This window comes from Methanobacterium sp. (assembly GCA_030017655.1).
Taxonomy (GTDB): Archaea; Methanobacteriota; Methanobacteria; order Methanobacteriales; family Methanobacteriaceae; genus Methanobacterium_D.
This window is the reverse complement of the sequence record JASEIM010000002.1, coordinates 13,520-39,993: the sequence shown is the minus strand read 5'-3', so window position 1 is coordinate 39,993 and position 26,474 is coordinate 13,520. Positions and strand designations below refer to the sequence as shown.

The 26,474-nt window shown below is 33.3% G+C and carries 25 protein-coding genes; 19 read left to right on the top strand and 6 right to left on the bottom strand.

Annotated features, from left to right (window positions below; all coding sequences use genetic code 11):
• The first annotated feature begins 84 nt into the window (after nucleotides 1-84).
• The 17 genes from QMD61_01465 to QMD61_01385 all read left to right on the top strand — a co-directional run bounded on the left by QMD61_01465 (nucleotide 85) and on the right by QMD61_01385 (nucleotide 15,709).
• Nucleotides 85-558, top strand: coding sequence for a DUF2124 family protein (locus QMD61_01465; GenBank protein ID MDI6723295.1), 474 nt, complete (start codon nucleotides 85-87; stop codon nucleotides 556-558).
• Between the two features lie 125 nt (nucleotides 559-683).
• Nucleotides 684-1,274: a DUF134 domain-containing protein gene (locus tag QMD61_01460; GenBank protein MDI6723294.1), complete on the top strand. Its 591-nt coding sequence runs from the start codon at nucleotides 684-686 to the stop codon at nucleotides 1,272-1,274.
• An 18-nt stretch (nucleotides 1,275-1,292) separates the two neighbouring features.
• Entirely contained in the window at nucleotides 1,293-1,667 is a 375-nt protein-coding gene (locus QMD61_01455; GenBank protein ID MDI6723293.1) for a NifB/NifX family molybdenum-iron cluster-binding protein, read from the top strand.
• A 165-nt stretch (nucleotides 1,668-1,832) separates the two neighbouring features.
• Nucleotides 1,833-2,237, top strand: a complete 405-nt coding sequence (locus tag QMD61_01450; GenBank protein MDI6723292.1) for a NifB/NifX family molybdenum-iron cluster-binding protein — start codon at nucleotides 1,833-1,835, stop codon at nucleotides 2,235-2,237.
• Between the two features lie 50 nt (nucleotides 2,238-2,287).
• Complete coding sequence (locus QMD61_01445; protein MDI6723291.1) at nucleotides 2,288-2,476, top strand: 4Fe-4S dicluster domain-containing protein; 189 nt, start codon at nucleotides 2,288-2,290, stop codon at nucleotides 2,474-2,476.
• Between the two features lie 479 nt (nucleotides 2,477-2,955).
• A complete protein-coding gene (rpsB, locus tag QMD61_01440; GenBank protein MDI6723290.1) occupies nucleotides 2,956-3,552 on the top strand; it encodes a 30S ribosomal protein S2 in 597 nt (198 codons plus the stop codon).
• A 91-nt stretch (nucleotides 3,553-3,643) separates the two neighbouring features.
• A complete protein-coding gene (amrB, locus tag QMD61_01435; protein MDI6723289.1) occupies nucleotides 3,644-4,486 on the top strand; it encodes an AmmeMemoRadiSam system protein B in 843 nt (280 codons plus the stop codon).
• A gap of 80 nt (nucleotides 4,487-4,566) precedes the next feature.
• Complete coding sequence (mvk, locus tag QMD61_01430; protein MDI6723288.1) at nucleotides 4,567-5,532, top strand: mevalonate kinase; 966 nt, start codon at nucleotides 4,567-4,569, stop codon at nucleotides 5,530-5,532.
• 14 nt (nucleotides 5,533-5,546) lie between these two features.
• Nucleotides 5,547-6,344, top strand: coding sequence for an isopentenyl phosphate kinase (locus QMD61_01425; protein MDI6723287.1), 798 nt, complete (start codon nucleotides 5,547-5,549; stop codon nucleotides 6,342-6,344).
• Between the two features lie 53 nt (nucleotides 6,345-6,397).
• A complete protein-coding gene (fni, locus tag QMD61_01420; GenBank protein ID MDI6723286.1) occupies nucleotides 6,398-7,453 on the top strand; it encodes a type 2 isopentenyl-diphosphate Delta-isomerase in 1,056 nt (351 codons plus the stop codon).
• A gap of 136 nt (nucleotides 7,454-7,589) precedes the next feature.
• Nucleotides 7,590-7,733, top strand: a complete 144-nt coding sequence (locus QMD61_01415; GenBank protein MDI6723285.1) for a hypothetical protein — start codon at nucleotides 7,590-7,592, stop codon at nucleotides 7,731-7,733.
• On the top strand, nucleotides 7,730-9,079 hold the full coding sequence (locus tag QMD61_01410) for an RNase J family beta-CASP ribonuclease (GenBank protein ID MDI6723284.1): 1,350 nt from the start codon (nucleotides 7,730-7,732) through the stop codon (nucleotides 9,077-9,079). The genes QMD61_01415 and QMD61_01410 overlap by 4 nt, the downstream gene beginning before the upstream one ends.
• Nucleotides 9,079-10,062, top strand: a complete 984-nt coding sequence (idsA, locus tag QMD61_01405; protein ID MDI6723283.1) for a short chain isoprenyl diphosphate synthase IdsA — start codon at nucleotides 9,079-9,081, stop codon at nucleotides 10,060-10,062. The genes QMD61_01410 and idsA overlap by 1 nt, the downstream gene beginning before the upstream one ends.
• A 34-nt stretch (nucleotides 10,063-10,096) precedes the next feature.
• Nucleotides 10,097-11,770 (top strand): glutamate--tRNA ligase, encoded by a 1,674-nt coding sequence (locus QMD61_01400; GenBank protein MDI6723282.1) that lies wholly within the window; start codon nucleotides 10,097-10,099, stop codon nucleotides 11,768-11,770.
• A gap of 22 nt (nucleotides 11,771-11,792) precedes the next feature.
• Nucleotides 11,793-13,028: an LL-diaminopimelate aminotransferase gene (locus QMD61_01395; protein MDI6723281.1), complete on the top strand. Its 1,236-nt coding sequence runs from the start codon at nucleotides 11,793-11,795 to the stop codon at nucleotides 13,026-13,028.
• A gap of 88 nt (nucleotides 13,029-13,116) precedes the next feature.
• Nucleotides 13,117-14,469: a M20/M25/M40 family metallo-hydrolase gene (locus QMD61_01390; GenBank protein ID MDI6723280.1), complete on the top strand. Its 1,353-nt coding sequence runs from the start codon at nucleotides 13,117-13,119 to the stop codon at nucleotides 14,467-14,469.
• A 217-nt stretch (nucleotides 14,470-14,686) separates the two neighbouring features.
• On the top strand, nucleotides 14,687-15,709 hold the full coding sequence (locus tag QMD61_01385) for an adenylosuccinate synthetase (protein MDI6723279.1): 1,023 nt from the start codon (nucleotides 14,687-14,689) through the stop codon (nucleotides 15,707-15,709).
• 75 nt (nucleotides 15,710-15,784) lie between these two features.
• On the opposite strand, the gene QMD61_01380 is transcribed toward QMD61_01385, so the two are convergent.
• Nucleotides 15,785-16,561 (bottom strand): CPBP family intramembrane metalloprotease, encoded by a 777-nt coding sequence (locus QMD61_01380; protein MDI6723278.1) that lies wholly within the window; start codon nucleotides 16,559-16,561, stop codon nucleotides 15,785-15,787.
• A gap of 695 nt (nucleotides 16,562-17,256) precedes the next feature.
• Here QMD61_01380 and QMD61_01375 point away from each other — a divergent pair.
• A complete protein-coding gene (locus QMD61_01375) occupies nucleotides 17,257-20,391 on the top strand; it encodes a PAS domain S-box protein (GenBank protein ID MDI6723277.1) in 3,135 nt (1,044 codons plus the stop codon).
• A gap of 1 nt (nucleotide 20,392) precedes the next feature.
• Here QMD61_01375 and QMD61_01370 read toward each other — a convergent pair whose 3' ends face one another.
• From QMD61_01370 to xth, 5 genes are all read right to left on the bottom strand, one after another.
• On the bottom strand, nucleotides 20,393-20,827 hold the full coding sequence (locus tag QMD61_01370) for a peptidase M4 (protein ID MDI6723276.1): 435 nt from the start codon (nucleotides 20,825-20,827) through the stop codon (nucleotides 20,393-20,395).
• Between the two features lie 399 nt (nucleotides 20,828-21,226).
• Nucleotides 21,227-21,484, bottom strand: a complete 258-nt coding sequence (locus tag QMD61_01365) for an SWIM zinc finger family protein (protein MDI6723275.1) — start codon at nucleotides 21,482-21,484, stop codon at nucleotides 21,227-21,229.
• A 47-nt stretch (nucleotides 21,485-21,531) separates the two neighbouring features.
• Nucleotides 21,532-23,808 carry a DEAD/DEAH box helicase gene (locus tag QMD61_01360; GenBank protein ID MDI6723274.1) on the bottom strand — a complete coding sequence of 759 codons (2,277 nt, stop codon included), beginning with the start codon at nucleotides 23,806-23,808 and terminating at the stop codon, nucleotides 21,532-21,534.
• Between the two features lie 270 nt (nucleotides 23,809-24,078).
• Complete coding sequence (locus QMD61_01355; GenBank protein ID MDI6723273.1) at nucleotides 24,079-24,270, bottom strand: hypothetical protein; 192 nt, start codon at nucleotides 24,268-24,270, stop codon at nucleotides 24,079-24,081.
• A gap of 120 nt (nucleotides 24,271-24,390) precedes the next feature.
• Nucleotides 24,391-25,161, bottom strand: a complete 771-nt coding sequence (gene xth, locus QMD61_01350; GenBank protein MDI6723272.1) for an exodeoxyribonuclease III — start codon at nucleotides 25,159-25,161, stop codon at nucleotides 24,391-24,393.
• 325 nt (nucleotides 25,162-25,486) lie between these two features.
• Between xth and QMD61_01345 the strand changes: the two genes are divergently transcribed.
• Nucleotides 25,487-26,470, top strand: a complete 984-nt coding sequence (locus tag QMD61_01345; GenBank protein ID MDI6723271.1) for a sortase — start codon at nucleotides 25,487-25,489, stop codon at nucleotides 26,468-26,470.
• The last annotated feature ends 4 nt before the right edge of the window (nucleotides 26,471-26,474 follow it).

Sequence of the window (26,474 nt, the reverse complement as noted above, 5' to 3'; positions counted from 1 at the left end):
TTAATATCCAAATTAATTCATTTTTATAATATTTTATATTATTTATGATATAATATATTATTATCATTATTTAGGTGGGAAAAAATGGATAAAAAGATGGGTATAGTTGGATTAACCGGTAGTTTTAGAGAAAGTCTAAGTGATATCGAGAATGAATCTAAAATTGTTTTTGTGGGTTCAGTAGCAGTATGTACACCATTTGTAGAGTTGTTATCTTATTCAGTTAGGGATAAAAACTATAAGTTGGTTTATGTACCAAAATCAGAAAAAGAAAGTGCTAAAAATGTAAAAATGCAGCAGGGTATTGGATTTAGCGTAGTGGATGAAAAAGCAGATCCTAAAAACCCTGATGCAATTGTTATTCTTGGTGGTTTGGCAATGCCTAAATTTGGCTGCGCTCCTGAAGATGTATTGGAAATGATCCAAGAAATATCTGGAGAAAAGAAACCAAAAGTCATTGGGGTCTGTTTTATGAACATATTCGAAAATGCAGGATGGGAAGAAAAAATACCATTTGATATTTTAATGGATACTACTTTGGAAACAGTTATTAAATAATTTATAATTTTTAAGATAAGTATTTTAATTCTTTTTTGATTTAAATTTTCTATACATAATTTTTTTACTATTTTTTTAGGTGGGCCAAAAACTTTATATTAGGGTTATGAATATATATTCATAACATGGTGAGACCAAAAAGATTCAGACAAATTTTTCAAGAACCCGCAATTAGATGCTTTAAACCAGATTCTAGAGACAATTGTAACCTAATTCGGCCAGTAGAGATTACATTAGATGAATTTGAAGCAATACGGCTAAAAGACTATGATGATATTAAACAGCAGAAGGCAGCAGAAAAAATGGATATCTCACAGCCAACCTTTCACAGGACATTGAATTCTGCTCGAGAAAAAATCGCTAAGGCTCTAATTGAAGGAAAGATCATCAAAATTAAAGGAGGCATTTTCGTGACAGATAAATATAGATGTAAAAGCTGTGGTTTTGAATGGAGCAGTCCTGAAAAAGAATATGAAAAATGCCCTGATTGCCAATCAGAGTACATATATAAAATAAATGCTGAAGAAATTCAAAAAAAAATTGGACAGCCAGGAATAGGAAGAAGAAAGGGATACAGCGGAGGTGGAATTGGTGCGGGCCCTTCAAGAATATGTAAATGTATACAATGTGGATATGAATCCTCAAAGACACCAAGAATCCCATGTAGAAACGCTAAATGCCCGGAATGTGGAGCACCACTTTGTGGGGCTGACTAATCGATTAAAAAGGAGATGATGAAAGTTACTCTTATATGTGTACCTACATTAGATGAGGGTGGTTTATTATCTGAAGTTTCCATTCATTTTGGGAAAAGTCCCTATTTTACTTTAATTGAGCTTGAAAAGGGTGAGATTAAAGAAATTAATGTAACTGAAAGTACTGGTAGGCATAGGGGTGGTTCTAAAACGCCAGCAGAGATAATAATTGGTTCAAGAGCTAATGTGCTGATTTGTGGAAATTTAGGTCCGAAAGCTATATCTATGCTACGTAATAGTGAAATAGAAGTATTTTCAGGGGCATCTGGAAAGGTTAAAGATGTTATTAAAGAATGGAAAAGGGGAATGTTGCCTATTGCAGATAAAAGATCATGTAAAGGAGAGGGCTGTTAAAAATTATTTAATTTTTTCAAAAAAACTTCAAATCTTGCCATTTTTATTTCTAAATGCAAAAAAAAAAATGAAAAATGTCTCAAATTCATGAAACTCAGGAAATGGACATATGTTGAAAATTGTAAATAAAATATAAAGTATGATATTAAAAAAAGAGGGATACGTATGAAAGTAGCTGTAACATCTGCAGGAACTAATTTAGGGTCTGAAGTAAGCTCTGTATTTGGGAGAAGCCCTGAATTTATAATTGCAGATTTAGAAAATGATGAAATAAAAGATGTTTCACCAATAGCAAACCCTGCAAAAAATGAAAGAGGAGCAGGAAACATAGCTGCACAATTTATAATAGATCATGAAGTTAATGCTCTAATTTCAGGCGAATTAGGCCCAATTGCATTTAATACTTTAAAAAATGCTGATATCAAAGTTTACAGAATTACTTCAGGTAGCGTGGAGAAAAATCTGGAACAATTCATTGAAGGTAAATTAGAAGAAGTAACTTCATTATTTTCTGGATTTCCGGGTGGAAGAGGATCTGGAAGGAAAGGGGGAATGGGACGAGGAATATAACTTATTTCTAATGGATAATAACTACTGAAAACAGTAAAATAGGTGATATGATGGTTAAAATAACAATTGACTATGAGAAATGTGACGGTGCTGACTGTGCAGAATGTGTGGATGTATGTCCGATGGAAGTTATAATAATAGATGGAGACAAAGTAATAGTCCAGAATAAAGAAGAATGCAGTTTATGCGAAGTTTGCATGGATGTTTGCCCAAATGAGGCAGTAGAAGTGGAAGAATAAAACACCCCACATAATTTAGTAAAAACCTTTAGATTTTGTATATATTAACTTAAAAACGATTCAATTATTTGAATAATAATTTGAGGATACTAATTTCCTCGGTAGCAAATCAAAGCTGACAAATCTATGGTTTGTCACATAAAAAAATCTTCGATTTTAAGATTTGCAGGGCCCGAACACAAGTGTTCGGCTGCCCCAAAAAATAGAAAATTTTTGAGGTTGAGGAAAATCAAAGATTTTCCGAACCCAAAAATAGAAAATTTTTGAGGTTGAAGGAAACTTTACGTTTTCGAACCACAAATTTTTAAAAAAAAATTTAGGTTGAAGGAAATGCTTGCATGCAAAAAACTTTCAAAAACCAGATGTTTTTGAATGCACAAACACTCCGTGTTTGTAAGCTTCGTTTTTTGTTGTTTCAAATCTTTGATTTGAAAACATTTCCTGAACCACATAAATAGAATAATTTATGAGGTGATAATTTGTCAGAACTATTAATCCCACTTGACAAGTATTTAGCAGCAGGTTTACACATTGGAACACAACAGAAAACCAAAGATATGGAACGATACATCTACAGAGTAAGAGCAGATGGTCTTTATGTCCTGGATGTAAGAAAAACAAACGATAGAATCCAGGCAGCAGCCAAATTCCTTTCAAAATTTGATCCAGATGACATACTTGTAGTCTCAACAAGACAATATGGCCAGGCTCCTGTTAAGAAGTTTGGACAGGTTACTGGAGCAAAAACAATTCCTGGAAGATTTATACCAGGTACATTGACCAATCCAAATTACGCTAAATTTATAGAACCAAAAGTACTCGTAGTCACAGACCCTCGTTCAGACTCACAAGCTATAATTGAGGCTAAACAAATAGGAATACCTGTTGTGGCGCTCTGCGATACAGAAAACTTACTTGGAAATGTAGATATAGTTTTACCTGTAAATAATAAGGGTAGAAAAGCTATTGCACTTGTTTACTGGTTACTTGCAAGAGAAATACTAAGGGCACGCGGAGTTTTAGGAGAAGAAGAAGACCTCGAAATGCAGCCATCTGATTTCGAGTTAAAAATATAAATTTTTAATCAACTTTGCAAAAGAATTTGCACGGCTGATTATGACATATGAATGGCTCATTTGAGCTTAAAAAGAAAGAGGCAGTGATTTTATGATAAGAAAACCTGCAGTTGCAGGCATTTTTTATGAAAGGAATCCTGATTCTTTAAAAAAACAAATCGAATGGTGTTTTGAACATAAATTGGGCCCTGGAAAAATTCCAGAAGAAACATTTAACAAAAGAGAAATAAAAGGAGCAATGGTCCCTCATGCTGGTTATCAGTACTCTGGACCTATTGCAGCACAATCTTACTACAAAATCTTCGAAGATGGATTTCCTGAAACTTTTGTAATACTCAGCCCTAACCATACGGGGCTTGGATCAGGCATTTCCACCATGATTGAAGGAGAATGGGAAACACCCCTTGGAAATGTTAGGATAGATGAAGAATTTACAGTAAAATTAGTAGATAATGCAGGGATCATTGACTTTGATGCAACATCACACATCCAGGAACACAGTCTTGAGGTTCAACTTCCATTTCTGCAGTATTTCAGTGATGATTTTGAAATTGTTCCAGTTAGCATGTGGATGCAGGACCTTGAATCATCTTATGAGATAGGTAAATCCATTAAAAAAACCGCAGAAGCACTTGAAAAAGACATAGTAGTTATTGCAAGTTCAGATATGACCCATTATAAACCACAAAATATAGCAAAACAGAATGACAGCCAGGTACTCGATGCAATAAATTCTATGGATGAAAAACTGATGATTAAAAGGGTTCTTGACATTAATGTTACAATGTGTGGTTATGGGCCTGTAGCAACCACAATTATTGCTTCAAAGGAACTGGGAGCTCAAAAAGCGGAAATACTGAAATATGCAACTAGTGGTGACACTACTGGCGATGAAAGCGCAGTTGTTGGATATGCATCAGCGATATTCTGGTAAATAAAATCTTTTGATTAAAATAGAGGACCTTAGTTAGTTTGGAGAATGTCAAAAACGCCTGAACCATTACGGTGGATTAAATGCAAGTTACAGCGTCTGCACCAGGAAAAGCAATTCTTTTTGGAGAACACGCAGTTGTATATGGAAAGCCAGCCATTGCAATGGCCATAAATAGGAGAGCTTATGTAAAAGTTTGTAAAAACGTAGATAATGAAATTTATGTAAATATAAGAGATTTAAAAATTGCTGGTTGCATTGATCTTGAAAATAACAATATAATTTCTGATTCACCAAAAAAAGGGATTTTAAAATATGTATTAACATCTCTTAAGAAGATACATGATGGTTCTGGATTAAATATATGTGTCGATGTTAACATTCCCATTGGTGGAGGACTTGGCTCTTCAGCAGCAATAACTGTTGCAACAATAGCAGCAGTGGCAAAATATAATAATATTGATTTAAAAGAAGTAGAAATAGCTAAATATGCTCATGAAGTTGAATTAGAGGTTCAAAAATCAGCAAGTCCACTTGATACTACTGTAAGTACATATGGTGGGTTAATTTATTTAGGAAAGGATGCTAAAGATATTATTCAATTGGATATCAATTATGATATTCCTGTTGTTATAGGATATACAGCTACAAGGGGAAATACTGGAAAACTTGTTGCGGGAGTTAGAAAAAAGAGAGAAGTATATCCTGAAATCATTAATCCAGTAATTGATTCAATTGAATCAGTTGTAGAAGAAGCAAAAGATGCAATTATTAATAATGATAAAAGGAGAATTATAGAGCTTATGAATATAAATCATGGGCTTTTAGATGCACTTGGAGTAAATACCAGAGAACTTTCTAATATGGTTTACACCGCAAGGAATGCAGGAAAATGTGGATCTAAAATAACCGGTGCCGGTGGTGGTGGTAGTATCATAGCCTACTGTCCAGATGGAACAGGGGAAGTTATATCTGCAATCAGGGAAATAGAAAATGCTATGAAGGCAGATATTTCAAAAGAAGGCGTTAAAATAATTGTTTCAAATTAAGAGGTTGATTGTAGTTGATTATTCTTAAATTAGGCGGAAGTGTAATTACAAAAAAGGGGGCAAAGGAGCCCACTATTGATTATGATAACTTAAATCGGATTTCTGCAGAAATAGCAAGCTCATCATTTGATAAACTGATAATAGTTCATGGGGCAGGTTCATATGGACACCCATTTGCCAAAGAATATGAAATAGGCAGTCCAATAAAAGATGAAGAAGATTTAGCCAATAAAAAGATTGGATTCTGCATAACCCAAAGCTGGGTTAAAAAATTAAATACCATTGTTTGTGATAGTTTAAGGGAAAATGGAGTTTTAGCAGTCTCTATACAGCCATCCTCATTCATAATAACAAAGAATAAAAGAATATGTTCCTGTGATTTGGATTTAATAAATAAATATTTAGAAATGGGGTTTGTCCCCGTTATCTATGGAGATGTAGTTGTAGATCTTGATGAATCAATTAAAATATGTGTTTTATCTGGAGATCAGATAATAAGATATTTTGGGGAGAATTTAAAACCTGAACGTGTTATTTTGGGTTCAGATGTAGATGGGATTTATACCAAAGACCCTAAAAAATATGAAGATGCAGAATTAATGAGCACAGTCACATCATGTGAAGACCTGGTAACAGAAGGTTCATTAAATGTGGACGTTACTGGCGGAATGAATGGAAAACTTTTAGAACTCATAGAACTTGCAGAACTTGAAGTAGAATCTGAGATTATAAATGCAGGTAAAGAAGGTTTAATTAAAAAAGCATTAAATCATCAAAAAGGCATTGGAACTGTAATAAAAAAGATGAAGTAATTACTTCAAATATTTGATAAAGCTAGATTATAATTAAAAAAAGGAAGTATAATATGACTTCAGAACGTAAATTGGAGCACTTACTGTTATGTGCAAATTGCGATGTAGAATACAAAAGGAAGAGAACAGGATTTGAAGACATAGAACTTATACACAAAGCTCTTCCAGAAGTAGATAAAGAAGAAATCGATATTAGTATTGATTTCTTTGGAAAAAAAATGGATGCACCATTAATAATATCTGCAATAACTGGTGGACATCCCGCATCACTTAAAATAAATTTGGAACTTGCAAAAACAGCACATAATCATAATATTGGTATTGGAGTTGGAAGTCAACGTGCTGCAATAGAAAACAAAGAATTAATACCAACTTATAGCGTTGTAAGAGAAAATGCACCTTCTGCATTTGTAATAGGTAATATTGGTGCACCACAGATAGAATATGCAGAAGCAGCAGCAGATATGATAGATGCAGATGCACTTGCCATTCATTTAAATCCACTGCAGGAAGCAATTCAGCCAGAAGGAGACATAGATGCAACTGGATATATTAATTCCATTAAAAAAACTGTAGAAACAGTAGAAATGCCGGTTATAGCTAAAGAAACTGGAGCGGGAATTTCAAAAAAAGATGCAATTACACTGGAAAATGCAGGAGTTGCTGCAATAGATGTTGCAGGCTCTGGGGGCACAAGCTGGGCTGCAGTTGAAACATACAGAGCTAAAAATGACTATCTTGGGAATTTATACTGGGACTGGGGAATTCCCACCGCAGTAAGTACGGTAGAAGTATGTGAATCTGTAAATATTCCTGTTATATCCTCTGGAGGGGTTAGAAGTGGGCTTGATGCTGCAAAGGCATTAGCATTAGGTGCTGAATCAGTGGGGATGGCTTTACCTTTACTTAAGGGGGCTTATGTTGGCCATAAAGCTTTAGAATCTATGATTGAAGAATTTAAGGAATCACTTAAAGTTGCAATGTTCCTTGTTGGTGCAGGTAACATTGAGGAGCTTAGGAAATGTGATTTATTGATACGTGGCCAGACAAGAGAATGGTTAACAGAAAGAGGATTTAATACAGCTAAATATGCACAAAGAACAATTTAAAAAATTAAAATGGTACAATTCCCTGTTTTTAGGGAGTTAAATTATAATTACGTACAGATCTCTAATTTTAATCTTAATTTCAGGTTAAAATTGTTAAGAGGTTTGTTTTTATACATAAAACGCAAGGAGGACAATTATGAGCGTTGAAGTAATTGCAATAGGCGGATACGAAGAAGTAGGAAAATCCATATCCGCGAAACCTTTAGAAAAGGTTTCATCCAAATGTAAAAGTTTTTCAACGTATTTTTCTAAAAAGATTTGTCAGGGAGGACAATTATGAGCGTAGAAGTTATAGCAATAGGCGGATACGAAGAAGTAGGAAAGAACATGTCCGCAGTAAAAGTCGGAGATGATGTGGTCATCTTTGACATGGGGATTCACCTTGATAGAATTCACATTCATGAAGATACAGACATAGCAAGAATGCACAGTTTAGATTTAATCGAAAGAGGAGTTATTCCTGACGATACATTAATGAAAGAAGTTGACGGTAAGGTAAGGGCCATAGTATTCACCCATGGTCATCTGGATCATATAGGGGCGGTTGCAAAGCTTGCACACAGATATGAAGCCCCAATAATAGCAACACCTTACACATTAGCTCTTATAGAGCGAACTATTAAAGGAGAAAAGAAATTCAATGTCACAAATCCGCTTCAGGTCTTAAATCCTGGCGAAAAATGTCAGATATCGCCAGATATTACACTTGAATTCATTAACATGACTCATAGTATCCCACAAGCCACAATGGCAGCTTTACACACTTCAGAAGGGATCATAATCTATGCAAATGACTTTAAATTTGATAATTATCAGATGATTTCTCCACCACCAGATTATGGTAGATTAAAAGAATTAGGTAGGAAAGGGGTTCTTGCATTAATAGTGGAAACAACAAGAGTTGGAGAAGATGGAGAAGCTAAAACTCACTCAGAAAAGATTGCAAGAATAATGCTTAAGGATATAATGCTTGATCCACTTGATGAAAAGAACGGAATGATTGTTACAACATTTTCATCACATATAGAGCGTATTCAGGCAATATGTAATATATCTGAACAAAGTGACCGTAACCTACTGCTTCTAGGAAGATCTATGGAACGGTACTGTGGTATGGCAGAAGCCATGGGAATTCTAAAGCTTCCTGCAACTGCAAGTATATATGGAAGTCCAAAGGCGGTTAATCGAGCACTGGCAAGGGCTGAAGAAAATAGGGGAGATTATCTTCTGGTTACAACAGGACATCAGGGAGAGCCGGACGCACTCCTGCCCCGTATTGCAAGTGGAAAAACCCAATTTAATGTTAGAAATGGTGATAATGTAGTGGTATCTGCACCTATTATTCCTAATCCCATGAACATAGCAAACAGGAATTTACTGGAGAGAAGACTTAAATCAAATGGTGCCAGAATATTTACCAATGCCCATGTTTCAGGGCATGCAGGACGTGAAGATCACAGAGATTTTATAAGAATGTTAAACCCAATGCATATCATTCCAGCACACGGAGATCTTGCAATGTTAGCATCATATACTGAACTTGCAGAGGAAGAGGGGTATAAAATGGGAAATAACATTCATGTTTTAAGAAATGGCCAGGCGCAGGTGTTTAATGGAGGAATTTGATGGTAATGGACATATTAAAGAAATATTCTGAAAGCATAGATAAAGAAATTAATGAATCATTAAGTACAATTGACCCTTCAATGCTTTGTGAGGCATCAGATCATCTAATTAAAGCTGGAGGGAAAAAAATTCGTCCATCACTTGTTGTTTTAAGCTGTGAAGCAGTAGGAGGTAGGAGTAAAGATGCCTTAAAAACTGCGGCTTCTATGGAGCTTATTCACACTTTTTCTCTTATCCACGATGATATTATGGATAAAGATGAAATGAGGAGAGGAAAGCCATCTGTGCACGCCCTTTGGGGAGAGCCAATGGCCATTTTAGCAGGGGACACACTTTTTTCTAAGGCATTTGAAACAGTACTTGAAACAAATACTGATGATATCCCTCCTAAAAGAGTTGTAGATGCTCTAAAAACTGTTGTAGACTCATGTATAAAAATCTGTGAGGGTCAGGCCCTTGATATAAGCTTTGAAGGAAAGTTAGACGTTAAAGAAGAGGAATACATGACAATGATCTACAAGAAGACAGCAGCACTTATAGCTGCGGCAACAAAATCAGGAGCTATACTCGGTGGGGGAACTGAAGAACAGATAGAAGCCCTTGCAGAATACGGTCGTTTAGTTGGATTAGCGTTCCAGATTCAGGATGATTATCTGGATGTTGTAAGTGATGAAGAAGATATTGGGAAGCCAGTGGGAAGTGACATTGTAGAAGGTAAGATGACCCTTATGGTTGTTCATGCCCTTGCAAATGCATCTGATGATGATAAAGAAAGGCTTATATCAATATTACAGGCAAATAATGAAGATTTAGTCGACGATGCAATTGGAATATTCAATAAATATGGTTCAATTGAATATACCAGAAATATCGCACTTGACAATGTTAAGTCTGCAAAAGAACTTTTAGATGTTTTAGAAGATTCTGAGGCTAAAGATTCTTTGAAAATGATTGCAGATTTTGTACTTGAGAGAACTCATTAATTTTATTAATTTTATAGATTTAAACAGTGATTTTATGGATAGTTTAAAAGACTTGGTATACAAATATACCCTTCAAAATGCTGTAAAACACAAAGGAAATGCTCAAAACGGCGCGGTAATAGGTATGATCATGGGTTCTCATCCAGAATTCAGGAAAGATTCTAAAGAAGTTTCAAAGGTAGTTGCTGAAGTTGTAACAAAAATAAATGCTTTAAATCCTGAAGAACAGATTAAAGAGCTTGAAAAATTAGGCGGCATGGTAGAGGAGGAAAAAAAAGTTTCTTCAAAAGGCCTTTCTGACCTTCCAGAAGTTGATGGGGATGTAATATTAAGATTTGCCCCAAATCCCAGCGGTCCGCTCCATATAGGTCATGCAAGAGCTGCTATTTTAAATCATGAATATGTGAAAAAATATGGTGGTAAACTTATTCTGCGTATAGAAGACACAGACCCGCGCAGAGTAGATCCTGATGCTTATGAAATGATAAATGAGGATCTGTCCTGGATGGATATTAAAATTGATGAAAAAGTCATACAGAGTGATAGACTTCCTATTTACTATGAATATGCTGAAAAACTCATTGAACTTGGCGGGGCCTACATGTGTACATGTGAAGGTGGGGAATTTAAAAAATTAAAAGACCAGTCAAAAGCATGTCCTTGTAGAGATTTAGGTGTTGAAGATAATCTTAAACGCTGGGAAAATATGGAAAACATGAGTGAAGGAGAAGCTGTACTTCGAGTAAAAACAGATATAGAACATAAAAATCCTGCAATAAGAGATTATGCAGCAATGAGGGTTGTGGATGCAGAACATCCCCGAACAGGTAAGAAATACAAAATTTATCCCATGATGAACTTTTCAGTTACAGTAGATGATCATTTGCTTGGAGTAACCCATGTTCTACGTGGAAAGGACCATCTTGCAAACAGTGAGAAACAGAAATACATATATGAATATTTTGGATGGGATGTCCCTGTTTTTATTCATTATGGGCGCCTTAAAATGGAAGATATAGCTTTAAGTACTTCTAAAGCTAGAACAGGCATTCAGGACGGTATATATTCTGGATGGGATGATCCAAGATTGGGAACAATACGGGCCATAGCAAGAAGAGGAATAATGAAGGAAGCCCTTTATGAGCTTATGAATGAAATAGGTGTTAAAATCGCAGATTCAACTGTAAGCTGGAAGAAAATATACGGATTAAACCGTGCAATCTTGGAAGAAGTTGCAAACAGGTATTTCTTCGTATGGAATCCAGAAGAAGTGAAAATAGAGAACCTTCCGGATTCTGATATGGGAACTATTGAAAGACCATTGCATCCTGATTTTTTAGAGCGAGGATATCGTGAAATTCCTTTTAACGGCGAAATTTACCTTGTAAAAGATGATATAAAAGAAGATAAAGTCTTAAGACTTATGGATTCTGTAAATATAACATTTAAAGATAAAAAATCTGTTTTTCATAGTTCAAGTTTTGAAGAAGCAAAAGAAGCAGGTGCACAGCTAATTCAATGGATTCCAAAAGATGATAATTTAAAAGCAGAAATTATAATGCCTGATGCAGGCAGTGTAAAAGGTTTAGTTGAGCCTTCCTGTAAAAATCTCAAAGTTGGAGATATTGTTCAGCTTGAAAGGTTTGGATTTGCAAGATTGGATGAAATAAAGGGTGATAAGTTAATATTTTACTTTGCACATAAATAAGACGAATATAGGAGAATATAAAATGGCGGTACAGATTAATGAAAACTTTCTATTGCTTAAAAGCAATTATATCTTTGCAGAAATTGATAATCGTGTTGAAAAATATGAAAAAGAAAACCCTGACGCGAATATAATTCGAATGGGAATTGGAGATGTAACAAAACCATTACCTGGAGCTGTAATTAAAGGATTCAAGCAGGGTGTGGATGAAATGGGCCAGGCTGAGACATTCAAGGGATATGGGCCCTATAGAGGTTATGATTTTTTAATTGAAGAAATCATCAAGAATGATTACGCACCTCTGGGAATTCAGTTAGATTCTGAAGAAGTATTCGTAAGCGAGGGCGCAAAACCTGATACTGGAAATATTCAGGAAATATTTGGTATAAACAATGTTGTAGCCGTAACAGACCCTGTTTATCCTGTTTATGTTGAAAGTAATATTATGGCAGGCCGTGGTGGCCCAATGGGAGAAGATGGAAAATATGAAGGTCTGGTTTACCTTCCATGTACTGAAGAAAACAATTTCATACCAGAACTTCCAGAAACTCAGGTTGATTTAATTTATCTCTGTTACCCTAACAATCCAACAGGTACGGTGCTTACAAGGGAACAACTGGCTAAATGGGTCGATTATGCACGAGAAAATAAATCAGTTATATTATTCGATGCCGCATACGAATCTTACGTACAGGAAGAAGAAATTCCTCGAAGCATATATGAAATTGAAGGGGCAAAAGAAGTTGCTATAGAATTTAGAAGCTTTTCCAAAAATGCTGGATTTACAGGAACAAGATGTGCCTACACTGTTGTACCTAAAGAATTAATGGGTTTCGATGCTTCCGGTAATCCATATTCATTAAATGAATTATGGTTTAGAAGATTAACTACCAAGTTTAACGGTGTTTCTTATCCAGTTCAAATGGCTGCTAAGGCAATTTATTCAGAAGAGGGTCAGAAGGAAATTAAGGAACTGGTAAGCTACTATATGAAAAATGCAGCAATTATCAAAGAAAGTTTGGAAAAACTCGGTTTAAATGTTTATGGTGGAACTAATTCGCCATATATCTGGGTTAAAACTCCAAATAACATGGATTCATGGGAATTCTTTGACCTTCTTTTAAATGAAGCCAACGTGGTTGGAACACCAGGTGTAGGTTTTGGTCCAAGTGGAGAAGGCTATTTCAGAATAACAGCCTTTAATACCCTTAAAAATACCAAAGAAGCCATGGAAAGGATATCCAATTTATCCTTCTAATTATTTTTTTATTTTAACTATTTTTCTTAAATTTTATTAAGATTAAAATCAGATCATTACCATATCAAAATATATTACTGGTGATCTGATGCAGGAAGCGCTGGAATACGTTGACCAAAATTTAGATGCATTTATCGAAGATTTAAAAGTTTTATGTTCTATTCCATCAGTATCAGCGGAAAATAGATGTATAGAAGAAGCATCTGTGAAAGTAATGGGAATTATGAAGGGTGCAGGAATAGATTCAAGAATATTAAGACTTGATGATGCAAATCCATTAGTTTATGGTGAATACAAGCCAGAATCCTATGAAAAAACAATTATTTTTTATAATCATTACGATGTGCAGCCTGCAGATCCATTAGAGCTCTGGAAAAGCCCTCCTTTTGAACCAACCATTAGAAATAATAAAATATTTGCTCGTGGAGTTGCAGATAACAAGGGAAATATAATAGCCAGGATAAAAGCTGTAGAATCAATATTAAGGACTCATGGAGAACTTCCAGTTGCAGTAAAATTTATTTTTGAGGGAGAAGAGGAAATTGGAGGTGTTTCTCTTCCCCGATATGTGGATAAATATGAAGAGCTTTTTAAAGCGGATATGGGGGTTTGGGAATCAGGAGATCGGCATGAAAACGAAATACCAACCGTAAAATTGGGTTATAAAGGAATTGCTTATTTTGATTTTAAAGTTATAGGGCCGAATAAAGATGTGCATTCTGGAAGGGCTGGTTTAATTCCCAACCCTATATGGCGTTTAATGGAGTTTTTAAGCAGTTTAAGGGATAAAAACGGTAGAATACTTATTGAAGGTTTCTATGATGACATAGACTTGGTTGAAGGAGAAGAAGAAAACCTTCTAAAAAATATTCCCTTCAATGATGAGGAAATAATGGAAAAATATGGGCTAAATGCATTTGTAGGTAATTATAAAGGTTTTGATGCTCTAAAATCTTTATATTTGGAACCTACATGTAATATTGATGGTTTACATACTGGCTATGCTGGGGCAAGCTCCAAAACCATTGTACCAAGCGAAGCATATGCTAAAGTGGATTTTAGATTCCTTCCAGGACAAAAAGTAGAAAATCTACTTAAAAATCTTTATAAACACGTTAAAAAATATGGATTTGATGATGTAGATGTTAATTATCTTTATGGATACGAAGCTGCTAAAATTCCAGCCTCTTCCTTTGCAACTGAGATTATTAAAGAAGCTACAGCAAAAACATATGGTTTAAAACCTTTAATTTATCCTATTTCAGTTGGTAGCAGTCCTGTTTACAATTTTATCAATAAATTAGGGATACCAACAGTTTCTGTGGGTGTAGAATATTGGGGATCACTTGTTCATGCTCCAAATGAGAATATAAGGATAGAAGACTTTAGATTAGGTATTAAAAACATTATAAACATCTTTGATGTGTTATATAAAAGTTAAATTAAAATTAATACTCCTAATACTAAATTTAACATATCTTAGGTTCATTTTTTCCATGAATCTGTTAATGGGGAGAGTATAAGAAAATTCAGTCAAAAATATTAGATATATAATTGACAGAATATTTATTTAGAATTTCAAACCAATAACATAATGGAAAGATTTTTATTTAAGGCTTCCCAAAGTATGAGAGGCAAAGAAATATGGAGAACTAAAAATGACATGTAGTATATTGGTCGGTGGCGCCTGGGGAGATGAAGGTAAAGGAAAATGTATCACTTATCTCTGTTACAATGATAAACCTGATATTATAGCAAGAGCAGGAGTAGGTCCTAATGCAGGACATTCTGTGGAATTTAAGGGAGATAAATATGGATTAAGGCTAACTCCTTCTGGATTTTTCTACACTGGTGCAAAATTACTTATTGGGGCCGGAGTGCTTGTTGATCCTGGCGTTTTTATGCATGAACTTGATTATTTAAATAAATATAATGTTAAGGGCAGAACTTTTGCTGATTACAGATGTGCAATAATTGAAGAAAAACATAAAGAACGGGATAAATCTTCAGATTACCTTGCTAAAAAAATAGGGAGTACTGGAACAGGATGCGGGCCTGCAAATGCTGATAGGGTAAATAGAACAGTAAAAAGAGCTGAAGATTTCCCAGAATTAAAAGATTACATAACTGATGTTCCAAAAGAAGTAAATGAAGCATTAGATGATGAAAGGGATGTTTTTATTGAAGGATCCCAGGGTTTCGGCCTTTCACTTTATTATGGTACTTATCCTTTTGTAACAAGTAAAGATACAACTGCAAGTACCTTTGCAGCCGATGTTGGTATTGGTCCAACAAGAGTTGATGATGTTATAGTTGTTTTCAAATCATACATAACTCGTGTTGGTGAAGGACCATTTAAAACGGAAATTTCTGAGAAAGAGGCAGAAAAAAAAGGTCTTGAAGAATATGGAACAGTTACAGGTCGTAGAAGAAGAGTGGGAACCTTTGATATGGATCTGGCAAAGGAATCCTGCATGATAAACGGGGCAACCCAGATTGCTTTAACATGTGTTGACAAAATATTCCCTGAATGTGAAAGGGTAAAGGACTATTCAAAGCTCTCAGCTGAAGTTAAGAAGTTCGTTAATGAGATTGAAGGAGAAACAGGAGTTCCTGTAACTATAATTTCAACAGGACCTGATCTTGAAGATACTATTGATTTAAGGGAAGAACTTCTTTAATTAATCCCTTTAAAACTCTTTTTTTGATTTATTTACTTCAAAAATTATTCTAATAAAAAAGAAAAAAATATTTTTTTATAAAACAGCGCCAATTAATAATGCAGGAATCACGTGTAAAACAATATCTGCTGAAAAATGTGCTATCATCGCTGATTCCAGTCCTTTTTTCCAGTAAAGCCATCCAAAAATAATTCCACCTATACTGTTTAAAATAATTGTCCTGGCAACTAGAATTGGAGTTAGCGCTGTAATTGATGCTAAAGTCGGTAGATGACCAACTCCAAATAAAATTGATGCTAAAAGGATGGCAAGCCATACTCCTATTTTTGTTGGTTTTCCAGTTTCGGTTTTCTTAATTTTAAAGAATATCCAGACAAGTAAAGTCATCACGAATAATCTAAGTAATATTTCTTCGTTTATTCCCCCGTAAAATGATGCAAGAAAGCCCTGCCATGCGGGAGGAGTAAGCTGACTTCCTGTAACATTAATCACAGCTCCTGCTAATGAAAATAGGTAATCTAATCCAATTATTAAAATCCCGGCTATAATTCCAAGAATGATTGATATGGGGAGAATTGATATAAAGTATTTTTTAACAGGTTTGCCTTCAAGCCACCCTTCAAGTATTGGAAGGCCAAATCCAACTTTTTTTGCAAAGTAAAGACCTACAAAGATGGCAATTACGGATATTATTAAACTTTGAATAAACTGTACTGTTAATAGTACAGAAAGTTCTATGGGTAAATTTTGGAGTGCACTGCTTTGGAGAGTCAGAGTATAGGGTAATACAGCAAACCATCCAAAGATGCATCCAATTAATAGAATTATAAATAATTTCCAGTTTAATTTCATATTTTTTCACCATATAATTGTTTAAATAGATTAATTGTTTTTTATTTTAAACAAATTTATATATTTAGAAATAATTTTTTAGTTTATTATGAATTTCTTTTTTCATCCCATCCTCAGCAGCTGCAACTATTTTTACCGGTGTCTTCAAGTGCTTTTAGAACACAATCTGAAGTATCATCTATAATTGCAGGTGTTTTATTAATTTCAATTTTAGAAAAGTCATTAGAAGGATAAAAACTAGGGAGATGAAGATTGAGCAATAAATAGATAATTTTTAAGTCTATGGATTTGGATTTACATAAAAAATTTTTATTTTTAAATTAATTTCGTCATATCAACGTTTAACGAACTAAAATTTAATGGAAATTCTTTACATGTTTTCCTCCTTTGGATAAAAACATTAGATATAATTTAAATTGAACAATCAAATTCATTTTATTTCCTCAATATGGTATTAAAATATAAATTAGATGTTATTATGAAATAAAATCAAACAAAAGTTACATGAATTAATTATTTACCCTATATAGAACTCTATAGATCTTTAATTTTTGATAATTATAAAATTATCTTCATTTTTTGAATGAAAAATATAATTTTTTTCAGGAAGGGGGTTTAAAAAAATAATTATTATAAACTTAATAAATAATAATACAATGGACTTTATCATCTCATAAATTTATCTGGAAGTATATATGATGGAACGAGATAGCAGAGGATTTATTCCACCACTCTGTTTAGAAACCGGGAGTTATTGCGATATATTTGAAAATATGCATGAAGGAGTTTCTATTTACAAAATTATACGTAATAGGGGAGGAAATATTGTTGACTTGCAAGTTATGTATTTTAATTCTAAATCAGTACTGAATGAAATAACAAATTTAGAAGAAGCAGTAGGTAAATCTTTAAATGAAATCTATGCTGAAGATTCGGTTTATTACATTAAAATAGCAAATGAAGTGGTTTCTAATAAAAAAAGAAAAAACTTTGAAAGGTTTTTTAAGCCTTTAAATAAATATCTTTTTATTACAACGTTCTCTCCTGATGGAGAATTATTTATAATGCTTACAAGGGATATTACAGAAGAAAAGATATCTGAAAGTGCATTAAAAGCTTCTGAAAATAAATACAGAACTATTTTTGAAAATACGGGAATTGCTTTCATAATTATAGAGGAAGACATGACAATCTCTTTGATGAACGAAGAAACAGAAAAAATTATTGGATATTCCAGAGAAGAAGTGGAAAATAAAAAAAAATGGACAGAATTTGTGGTGAATGAAGAGGAACTAATGAATATGAAAAAATACCATAAAATGCGGAGGATTAACGCAGATAGTGTTCCAGAAAGATATGAATTTCAAGCTATTGATAAAAATGGGAAAATTAAAGATATACTTGCAAATGTTTCCATGATTCCGGGCACTAAAAGGAGTATAGCCTCCTTTTTAGATATTACTGGGCGTAAAAAGAATGAAAATAAATTAAAAGAAAGAGAAGAAGAACTAAGAACCATAATTGAACATTCTCCAGATGCCATCACTCGTTTTGATAAAAATCTGCGCCATACTTTTATAAATCCTGCAGGAACAAAAATGACAGGATTAAAAGAAGAGGATTATATTGGTAAAACGCATGCAGAACTTGGAATATCTAAAGAACTGGCTAAAGAAGTTGATAATCTTTTAAAAGGAGTATTTAAAACTGGAAAAACAAAAACATTTGAATTTGAAATAAATACACCAGAGGGGGTTAAATACTATTATTCATACAATATCCCAGAATTTGATGAAAAAGGAAGGGTGAAATCAGTTTTGGCCATTGCTCACGACATAACAGATCGTAAAAAAGCAGAAGAAGATCTAATGAAAAGCGAGAAAAAATTTAGAACAACTATTGAAGAATCATATGATGGGATAATGTTAATTGATGAGAAAAAAGCCATTATTGAATGGAACCGTGCCATGGAAGAAATTACGGGACTTAAAAGAGAAGATATGCTGGGTTCGTTTCTATGGGATTTTGTGTATAGGGTTTCAGTTGAAGAAAGAAAAACTCCTGAGGCATATAAGAGAATTAAATCAATTTTAATAAAAAATTTAAGGAACAGTGGAGAAATCCATCATGATTATAGATTAGCAAGACAAATTCAGCGTCCCAATGGAGAAAGGAGATTTATTGAAAGCACCATTTATCCTATAAAAACTGAGAAAGGAATAATGTATGGAAGTATAACTCGTGATATAACTGAAAATAAAAGATTAGAAGAAGAGTTAAGAAATGCGAGGATTAATCTTGAACTACAGGTTCAAAAGCGCACAAAAGAGCTGGAAAAGACTTATAGATCATTAAAAGAAAGTGAACAGAAGTTTCGAGAGTTATTCAACAAAGCAGATGATATGATAACGCTGGTTGAGCTAAAGGAAAATGGATTACCTGGTAAATTTGTTGAGGTAAATGATATTACATCCCAGAGGTTAGGTTACAGTAAGAACGAACTTTTAAACATGACCCCTCTGGATATAATTGCCCCTGAAAGATTAGAAGATGTACCAAAAAATGCAAGAGAATTGAAGAAGAAGAAAAAGGCCAGATTTGAAATAGTTCATTTAACTAAGGATGGAGAAAGGATTCCCGTAGAAAATAATAATCATCTTTTTGAATTAGGTGGAAAAACTTTTATTCTCGCAATTTCCCGTGATATTAGCGAACGTAAAAAAGCTGAATTAGCTTTAAAAGAAAGTGAAGAATTATTAAAAACAACTATTGAATCTTCGCCAGATTCTATTACTGTGACAGATTTAGATTTAAATATAATATTATGTAATCAGGCAACCGTGGATATGTACGGAGTCTCCTCAAAGGATGATATAATAGGATTAAATGCTTTTGAATTAGTTGATCCAAAAGATCGTGGTAAATTAGTAGAAGTAGTGCAAAAATCGTTATTAAATATGGAAATCGTTCATTTAGAGATTAATTTGTTTACAAAAGATAAAAAAGAATCATTTCCAGCAGAAATTTCTGGAAATATTATTAAAGATGCTCATGGAAAACCCATATCATTTGTAGCTATAACAAAAGATATTACTGAACGTAAAAAAGCTGAAAAAGAGCTTAAAGATACCATTGAAGAACTAACACGTTCTAATAATGAACTTCAACAATTTGCTTATATCACTTCTCATGATCTTCAAGAACCTCTTAGAGCTATTAGCAGTTATGCCGGACTTTTGAAAAGGAGATATGGAGGTCAGTTAGACCAGGATGCTGATGATTTCATTGAATTTATGATTGATGGATCAAGAAGAATGAAAGAAATGATTCAAGCATTACTTGAATATTCACGCGTTGGAACAAAAGGAGGGGATTTCAAAGTCTTCAACGTTGAAAAAAGCCTTGAAATAGCATTGAATAATCTGAGCGTGTCTATTGATGAAAATAAAGCCGTAATAAATCATGATCCTCTCCCCGATATTTTTGCAGACCCCAATCAAATAACGAGGGTATTTCAGAATTTAATTGGTAATGCTATTAAGTTCCGTAAAGAAGACGAACCTCCTGAAATATATATTTCAGCACAAAAAAGTGAAGATGAATGGGTTTTTTCAGTTAGCGACAACAGTATTGGAATGGAGCAGGAATATACTGACAAAATATTTGAAATATTCAGACGATTACACCCTATTGGAGAATATAGGGGTGCAGGAATAGGACTTGCCATTGTGAAAAGGATTATTGATAGACACGGAGGACATATATGGGTCGAATCACAATTAGGAAAGGGTTCAACTTTTTATTTTACAATACCCTTAAAAATAAAATAGTTTAAGGTGCTCCTCCAGCACCACCAACATTTTCACCTGTTTCAGGATCTATGTGTATTTCACCCACCTGTTTGCCTTTGGATAAAACTGGAACAACGTCAGTTTGCTTTCCACCAATTTTAATCCTTTTTGGCTTTCCTGCTACTGCTCCAGGTTCTTCTATATATTTTTCTGCAATTGATTGAGAATTAGAATCCTTTATACTATTTTTAGAACTTTTATATTCTGTATTTTGATCATCATCGTTTTCCTGTAAATTATTTTGCTGTTCTTGATTTGCAGCTTTACTGGAGTCATTAACATCTGAATTAGTGGGATTTTGTAAAGAATTTTTTAGTTCGAGTAGTTGATTATTGTCTTTAAATTGATAACCAGTTACAGCAACACATGCAATAAGCACAATACATGCTAAAATTAATGCTTTCCTTTTAATCATACCACCTCTTCATAAAACTATATTCTTTATTATGTTTTTCATAAGTATAACTATGTCGTTTAATGCATTTTATGCCTTAAATTTGATGTACTTTAAAGAAGAAGTATTTAAATTATATGAGCTATAATAAAAATAATCAAAGGAATATAAGAAAAAACGGTTTCTAATTCTAATAAAAATTCAAAAAACACATAATAAATACATAAATAAATTTAAATTTGTTAAATAAACCTTTAAATTAGTTAATTTAATTATTAGGGGAATTTAAGTTAAAAAAATACATTAAAAAGAACTATTTAAGTTTTAAGGATTTAAATTCTATATTATTTAAATAATATTTTTGATTATTGATTAAATTTATCAAAGGAGAGTTTACAGTTGTTTTATAAATAACAGTAATTAACCTTCATTTTTCATTTCCATAACTTCAAAAAAAGCAGCCCAGAGATGCTTGCAAATGAAACTACCTGGCTCTCTCTCACTTCTGAACTGATAGTCATCGCAATCGCACATCCACATATTTTCATTCATACTAACTTGATATTTTTCTTTTCTTGAGCCCATTACATTAAATATCATTAAATCATCATCAAATAATTCAATTTCTACATTCCCTTTTTTATATAATCTAAACCCTTCATTCATCCTGTTTACCATGATATGCCCCTTATCGAGAATTCTATTACATTTATTTAAAACATTATTTACCTTTCTATTCCCATTAAATCAAGCAATTGTTCTATTATAAAGATAGTACCTTCCTTATTCAGTGGTTTATTGTCATTACCGCATTTTGGTGAATATATGCATGCTGGACAGCCCTCATCGCATGTACAATCTCTAACAAGCTCGTAGGTCATCTGAACTGTTTCTTCAATTAATTCATATGCTTTTTCAGTTAATCCAACGCCACCTTCAAATCCATCATAAATGAAAATTGTTGCCATTTTAGTATCTTTATGGTTTGGTGTAGAAACACCCCCAATATCAAATCTATCACACATAACATGGAATGGAATTATGGATATCATAGCATGCTCAAGGCCATGAATACCACCCTCAAATACGTTTTCTCCTGATAAAGCACATTTAAGCCCGTCTTTAATGCTCTGGGGCAAAGTAATCCATAGTCCTTTGGTTTTAAACTGTATTGGGGGTAAATTAAGATTTCTAACGCTTACCACCTGACTTTTATCAATTACCTTATATTTGGGATAAGATTCACTTACCTTAAGCTCTCCAAATGATATTTTCAGGTCTCCTATCACTTTCTGGTTAATTTCTTTAATTATTTTAATTTCAATATCCTTCTGGACACTGGTATGGCTATCCAGATCTTTTTTAGCTACTTTAATGGTATTGGTGACTAAATTAAAGTCATACACGACGTAAGTTTCGCCCTGATTAATAAGCACAGCTCCCTGATGCGCTTCGGTATATGCCTGTCTTTTATCCATTGTTTCAAGAAGTTTTCCCTTGTTATATACCTTAAAAATTTCAGAAGAAATACTGCCTAAATTAACTTTAAATGGAGGATAATCTGTACCTGAATAGACCCATGTGTCTGATGATTTTTCAATTAACTTTTTGGATGCCAGTGATTTAATATGATCATCGAGTGAGGATTCAAAGTCAATTTTAATCAACTTAGGGTTTACTGGCATTTCCTTTGCAGCACACATTAAATGTCCTTCAATAATATGGGGATTTGTTAGATCAATAATTGCATGTTCATGGGGTTTATCAAAAAATACTGCGGGATGTTTCATAAAATACTGGTCCAAGGGATTTTGAAAGGCTACAAAAGTTACAATTGAATCATCAGTTCCCCGACCTGCCCTACCTGCCTGCTGCCAAGTGGACATTATGGTCCCTGGATAACCTGAAATTACAACAGCATCAAGTGATCCAATGTCAATGCCCAGTTCCAGGGCATTTGTAGCGGTTACTCCTCGCATTTCACCATTTTTAAGTCGATTTTCTATTTTACGCCTATCTTTTGCCAGATAGCCAGCCCTATAGGCCGAGATCTTTTCAGCCAGTGCATCATCTATTTGAGAAATTTCCTTTTTGGAACGCCTGGCAATTAATTCAGCCATTTTTCGCGAGGTTGTAAAGCAGAGAGTTTGTAAATTGTTAAGTATGAATAATTGGAATAAATTCTGGGATTCTACATGGGTGGTAGTTTTTCCTGCACCGTCAAAATATGGATTATAAAATATAAAATGTTTTTTTCCTTTTGGAGAGCCATCTTGGGATATTAACTCAAATTTGAGACCTGTTAATTTTTCACTAAACTCAATGGGGTTTGCAAGTGTGGCGGTTGACAGAACAAATTGAGGATTGGAACCATAATAATTGCAGATTCTCAGGAATCTTCTTATTAAAAAAGCTACATTGGAACCGAAAACTCCTCTATACTGATGTGCTTCGTCTATAACAACAAATTTAAGGTTGCTTAAGAAATTTTCCCACTGATGATGCCATGGTAATACATTGTGCAGTTCATAGGGATTGGTTATAATTATCCTTGATTCTTTTCTTATTTTTCTTTTTTGTTCTTTGGAGGTATCTCCATCATATACTGCGGGATTCAGTTTAGTTCCACAGTATTTTTCAAGTTCTTTCATTGACTTAAGCTGGTCATTTGCAAGGGCCTTTGCAGGGTAAATGTACAGGGCTGAAGCTTTATTATTTTGGATTAACTTTTCGAAAACCGGAATATTGAAAGCGAGGGTTTTACCTGAGGCAGTGGGAGTGGTTATGGTTATATTTTTTCCACTTCTTAGATGATCAATTGCATCACACTGGTGTTTATAAAGTTTGATATTGTTCTTTTGCAAGTAGTTCTTTATATATTGGGGTAAAATAGCTTTAGTATCTCCATATATTGGTTTTTGAGGTTTTAAGAGCTCTATATGTGCCAGCCGGTTTTTATACCATTTTCTTGAATTCAATATTTTTATAGTTTTTTCTATCATCAATGATTCCTTTTTAGCTTGCGGTGTATTAAAATAAGATTAATACATGATAAAAGCACAAAAATTCATTTATTACTTTAAATCAAGATTAAACAATATAGAATTGATTTAACTGATTTAAAAATCTTTTCTCTATTAAAAACAGAAATTTAATGTGTAAGAATAATATAATATTTAAATCATAAAAATTAATTACCACTGATTTTATTGTTTCTAGATTGATTAGAGAATGTTCAATGTAAATAGGGGAGGAATTCTATATATAAATATTTATTTACTATTCATCAATGCCATTTTACTTGTTACTATCATTTTAGCTCTTAAAAGGATTCTATCTGCATATCCTCTATCATTTATTTCAGATTCTATTTTTCCAAGCAAAGACTTTAATTCTACATGTTTGCATCGGTATGCTTCATCTAAAAGACTGTTAGAAATATTCCTATTACTAATATAATCCATCAATTCAACCTCCAATAACCTAAGAGGTATATTATATTTGTATTACTCAGTATTTAGATTTTATGTTTCTACAAAGAATTTTTAAATGCATCTGCTTATCATCAAAATATGTTAAAATGATTATAGTTCAATTTCTAATCCAACAGGGCAATGGTCAGAACCAATTACGTCATTAAGAATATATGATGCATTTATTTTATCCTGGAACTCTTCATTAACGAAGAAATAATCCAGTCTCCATCCTACGTTTCTTTCTCTTGCTCTGGTTCTGTAACTCCACCATGTATACTGATCAGGTTCGCTGTTGAACATTCGGAAAGTATCAACATATCCGTGACTTAAGAATTTATCAATCCAGGCGCGTTCTTCAGGTAAGAATCCAGAAATTTTTTCATTTGCCTTTGGTCTTGCCAGATCAATTTCCTTATGGGCTGTATTTAAGTCTCCGCATATTACCATGTTTTTACCCATTTTTTTAAAGTTTTTCACGTAATCAAGAAGAGCATCATAGAATTCTAGTTTATATAAAAGTCTTTCAGGGGACATCTTGCCGTTAGGGAAATATATGTTGAGAAGGATGAATTCTTTGTAGTGTGCAATGATTATTCTGCCTTCATCATCAAATTTTTTGATTCCAAAGCCATATTCAACCATTTCAGGCTTTATTTTAGTATATAATGCAACTCCGCTGTAACCTTTTTTTTCTGCACCTTTAAAATAGGAATAATATCCATCAACTCTTTTTAATGTCTTTGGTAATTGATCTTCAGTAGCCTTTGTTTCCTGAATGCATAGAATATCTGGATTTTCTTCTAAAAACCATTTAAGAAAACCTTTTCTATGTACCGCTCTTAAGCCGTTAACATTCCATGATAAGATCCGCAGTGTCATTTTTTTCCACCTTAAAAATCTCTGATTTTCGCGTATGAGAAACTGTATTTGCACCAAACGCTTCATGTTTAAAGCTTTAAACACATGGTGTTTGAGAATTTTCAACCTCATCTTTTAATACTTTATATTTTTTGACTTAATCTATTTTAAATAGATTTATTTTATTATAAAACAATAAGTATAACCTCCAACATAGTAATACTTAAATTAAATAAATTACTAATTATAGGTGAATTTATTTGAACAAGTAAGTTTAATAAAGATAAAACCAAAAATGTAATCCTAATAAAAGATATATTGGAGCGAATATAGATTGGAGAAATTCTTGTTTATAACTGGGTTTTTAATTTTAGTCATTACAGCATCAGGATGTACAGATTACAACACCCAGAAACAAATAAAACACTATGAAATGGGAGAATTATCATTTGATTATCCAGATACATGGAATATAACCAGTGAAGATAATTCTACTGTATCTTTTTTTGATACTGAAAATTCATACAATGTAACAATTATTGAACAAAGAAAACCACAGGGGTATTCTTTAAAGAATAGTTTAAATTTAAATTCTGCTGGAAATATCGACAAAAACTTCCAGCTTATATCAAAAAATAATTTAACTATAAATGGGCTTGAAGCATATGAAAACAATTACCATTTAAACGATGAAAACGGTAAAAAGCAAAGAAAAGAAATATGGTTCGAGAAAAACAATAAACTTTACACAATAATATATAACGGCCCTATTGATGGATTAGATAGTAAAAATGAGGATTTTTCAGGTTTAAATATAAATCTTATAAATAGCAAAAGCTCTTTTGAAAAAGTTGTTGACAGTATACAAATTAAAGACAATGAAAGCGTTTCAAGTCAATCCACCAGGTGGGCGGAAATTTCAATACCTTCAATTCATGCAGAATGGTGGATAACTTCTAAGTCAGTTAATACGGCTAATTCCGTATATCACCTTCCAAATAGTTACTATCCTGGAGAAAAGGGTGAAATGGCTTTAATGGGACATCATACAACACATCATGCTCCATTTTTACATATTGACAGACTGAAGACAGGAGATAAGGTAATAATAAAGGATTTCCTTACACAGAAGAAATATATATATGAAGTTGAGTACAATGGAGATGTTAGATGGGGTGTTAAGGGCAAAAATATTGAATATAAAGCAAGTGAACAACCTAAACTGCTTCTAATTACATGTTATCCTCCTGGATATTCAAGGGCAGCATGGATTGTCCATTCAAAGCTTGTTTCTGTAGAACCTTTAGATAAAGGAACAGAAACAAATTAAAAAA

Bases quoted from the DNA above. Each gene is read 5' to 3' on its own strand.
- amrB (MDI6723289.1), top strand. From the start codon at position 3,644: ATGATAAGAAAACCTGCAGTTGCAGGCATTTTTTATGAAAGGAATCCT.
- QMD61_01370 (MDI6723276.1), bottom strand. From the start codon at position 20,827: ATGATTAAAAGGAAAGCATTAATTTTAGCATGTATTGTGCTTATTGCA.
- QMD61_01400 (MDI6723282.1), top strand. From the start codon at position 10,097: ATGGATAGTTTAAAAGACTTGGTATACAAATATACCCTTCAAAATGCT.
- QMD61_01410 (MDI6723284.1), top strand. From the start codon at position 7,730: ATGAGCGTAGAAGTTATAGCAATAGGCGGATACGAAGAAGTAGGAAAG.
- QMD61_01375 (MDI6723277.1), top strand. From the start codon at position 17,257: ATGATGGAACGAGATAGCAGAGGATTTATTCCACCACTCTGTTTAGAA.
- QMD61_01395 (MDI6723281.1), top strand. From the start codon at position 11,793: ATGGCGGTACAGATTAATGAAAACTTTCTATTGCTTAAAAGCAATTAT.
- QMD61_01385 (MDI6723279.1), top strand. From the start codon at position 14,687: ATGACATGTAGTATATTGGTCGGTGGCGCCTGGGGAGATGAAGGTAAA.
- QMD61_01390 (MDI6723280.1), top strand. From the start codon at position 13,117: ATGCAGGAAGCGCTGGAATACGTTGACCAAAATTTAGATGCATTTATC.
- xth (MDI6723272.1), bottom strand. From the start codon at position 25,161: ATGACACTGCGGATCTTATCATGGAATGTTAACGGCTTAAGAGCGGTA.
- QMD61_01365 (MDI6723275.1), bottom strand. From the start codon at position 21,484: ATGGTAAACAGGATGAATGAAGGGTTTAGATTATATAAAAAAGGGAAT.
- QMD61_01460 (MDI6723294.1), top strand. From the start codon at position 684: ATGGTGAGACCAAAAAGATTCAGACAAATTTTTCAAGAACCCGCAATT.
- QMD61_01355 (MDI6723273.1), bottom strand. From the start codon at position 24,270: ATGGATTATATTAGTAATAGGAATATTTCTAACAGTCTTTTAGATGAA.
- QMD61_01360 (MDI6723274.1), bottom strand. From the start codon at position 23,808: ATGATAGAAAAAACTATAAAAATATTGAATTCAAGAAAATGGTATAAA.
- QMD61_01380 (MDI6723278.1), bottom strand. From the start codon at position 16,561: ATGAAATTAAACTGGAAATTATTTATAATTCTATTAATTGGATGCATC.
- QMD61_01450 (MDI6723292.1), top strand. From the start codon at position 1,833: ATGAAAGTAGCTGTAACATCTGCAGGAACTAATTTAGGGTCTGAAGTA.
- QMD61_01455 (MDI6723293.1), top strand. From the start codon at position 1,293: ATGAAAGTTACTCTTATATGTGTACCTACATTAGATGAGGGTGGTTTA.
- mvk (MDI6723288.1), top strand. From the start codon at position 4,567: ATGCAAGTTACAGCGTCTGCACCAGGAAAAGCAATTCTTTTTGGAGAA.
- idsA (MDI6723283.1), top strand. From the start codon at position 9,079: ATGGTAATGGACATATTAAAGAAATATTCTGAAAGCATAGATAAAGAA.
- QMD61_01445 (MDI6723291.1), top strand. From the start codon at position 2,288: ATGGTTAAAATAACAATTGACTATGAGAAATGTGACGGTGCTGACTGT.
- fni (MDI6723286.1), top strand. From the start codon at position 6,398: ATGACTTCAGAACGTAAATTGGAGCACTTACTGTTATGTGCAAATTGC.
- QMD61_01415 (MDI6723285.1), top strand. From the start codon at position 7,590: ATGAGCGTTGAAGTAATTGCAATAGGCGGATACGAAGAAGTAGGAAAA.
- QMD61_01465 (MDI6723295.1), top strand. From the start codon at position 85: ATGGATAAAAAGATGGGTATAGTTGGATTAACCGGTAGTTTTAGAGAA.